Genomic DNA, 1763 nt, shown 5'->3' with positions numbered 1-1763 from the left:
TGCGGGCGGGGCGGGCGGCGCAGCCAGCGATGCCGACGGCAGCAGCGCGAGCAGGAAGCCCAGGCCGCGCCGTTGCATCCGCCCCATGGCGCTCAGCCCTGCGGCACCAGGCGGGTGAGCCCGGCCATGTAAGGCGCCAGCGCTGCTGGCACCTCTACCGAGCCGTCTTCCTGCTGATAGTTTTCCAGCACGGCCACCAGCGTGCGGCCCACGGCCAGGCCCGAACCATTGAGCGTGTGAACGAATTCGGTGCCCTTGGCATTGTCTGGCCGATAGCGCGCGTTCATCCGCCGCGCCTGGAAATCGCCGCAGTTGGAGCACGAGGAAATCTCGCGATAGGCATCCTGCCCCGGCAGCCACACTTCCAGGTCATAGGTGATGCGGGCAGTCGCGCCCATGTCGCCGGCGCACAGCAGCATCTTGCGATAGGGCAGGTCCAGCGCCTGGAGCACCGATTCCGCCGCCGCCGTCATCCGTTCGTGCTCGGCGGCCGAATCCTCGGGCTTGCAGATCGTGACCAGTTCCACCTTGTCGAACTGGTGCTGGCGGATATAGCCGCGCGTGTCGCGACCGGCGGCACCGGCTTCGCTGCGGAAGCACGGGGTCAGCGCGGTCATGCGCAGGGGAAGCGCGCTTTCGGGCAGGATCTGTTCGCGCACGGCATTGGTCAGCGAGACTTCGGCCGTGGGGATCAGCCAGCGCCCGTCGGTGGTGCGGAACAGGTCTTCGGCAAACTTGGGCAACTGGCCCGTGCCGAACACCGCCTCGTCCTTGACCAGCAGCGGCGGGGCGCATTCGACATGGCCGTTCACGCCGGTCTGGTGATCGAGCATGAACTGCGCCAGCGCGCGTTGCAGGCGGGCCATCTGGCCGCGCAGGAAGGTAAAGCGTGCGCCCGAAATCAGCGCGCCGGTTTCAAAGTCCAGGCCGAGCGCCGGCCCCAGATCGGCGTGTTCCTTGGGCGCAAAGGCAAAGCTGCGCGGGGTGCCCCAGCGGGCCACTTCCACGTTACCGGCTTCGTCTTCCCCCTCGGGCACGGCATCGGCGGGCAGGTTGGGCAGGGCGGCCAGCGCGGCCAGGCTTTGCGCGGAAAGCTGGCGTTCTTCCTCTTCCAGCGCGGGCAGCGTGGTCTTCAGCGTGGCGACTTCGGCCTTGAGCGCTTCGGCGGTGTCCTTGTCACCCTTGGCCATGGCCGCGCCGATCAGCTTCGAGGCTTCGTTGCGGCGGCCCTGCGCCTCCTGCATCCGCGTGGCCACCTCGCGGCGGCGGGCGTCGAGCGCCAGGATGTCGGCAGAGACGGGGGCCACGCCACGGCGAGCGAGGGCGGCGTCGAAGGCTTGCGGGTTTTCGCGGATCAGGCGGATATCATGCATGGTTGCCGGGCTATGCCCGCAAGGCTGCGCGGATGCAATCGGCCCGATGCGATGAGACTTGCCGGAAAAGGGCAGATCAGGAACAAGGCGCGCATGACGCAGACCCCGCACCGCCTCGCTCTTCAGGTTGCCGATCATCTTGGCATCATCACGCTTGCCCATCCGCCGCTCAATTTCCTCTCGGTGGAATTGCTGGGCGAGATCGCCGATGCGGTGGAGGCCTGCGATGCCGATCCGCAGGTGCGCGCGATCGTGCTGCGCGCGCAAGGCAAGACCTTTTGCGCCGGGGCAGACCTGGTTGGCGGCGCGGCCGGGGAAAGCGGGCCCGATGGGCTGGCCGCGATCCGCCGGCTCTATGACCAGGCGCTGCGCCTGTTTGGCCGGCGCAAG

2 protein-coding genes are annotated in these 1763 nt (G+C 68.3%); one reads left to right on the top strand and one right to left on the bottom strand.

Translation table 11 applies throughout. From position 1 onward, the window contains the following. Positions 1 to 92: 92 nt before the first annotated feature. Positions 93 to 1373, bottom strand: coding sequence for a serine--tRNA ligase (serS, locus tag H926_RS0100275; protein ID WP_022674511.1), 1281 nt, complete (start codon positions 1371 to 1373; stop codon positions 93 to 95). A gap of 93 nt (positions 1374 to 1466) precedes the next feature. Between serS and H926_RS0100270 the strand changes: the two genes are divergently transcribed. Then, on the top strand, positions 1467 to 1763 hold a 297-nt coding region (locus H926_RS0100270), incomplete at its 3' end, for an enoyl-CoA hydratase/isomerase family protein (protein WP_022674510.1).

The organism is Novosphingobium sp. B-7, assembly GCF_000410615.1.
GTDB classification, from domain to species: Bacteria; Pseudomonadota; Alphaproteobacteria; order Sphingomonadales; family Sphingomonadaceae; genus Novosphingobium; species Novosphingobium capsulatum.
Note: the sequence above shows the minus strand (reverse complement) of the source record. Positions and strands in the feature narration are given on the sequence as shown.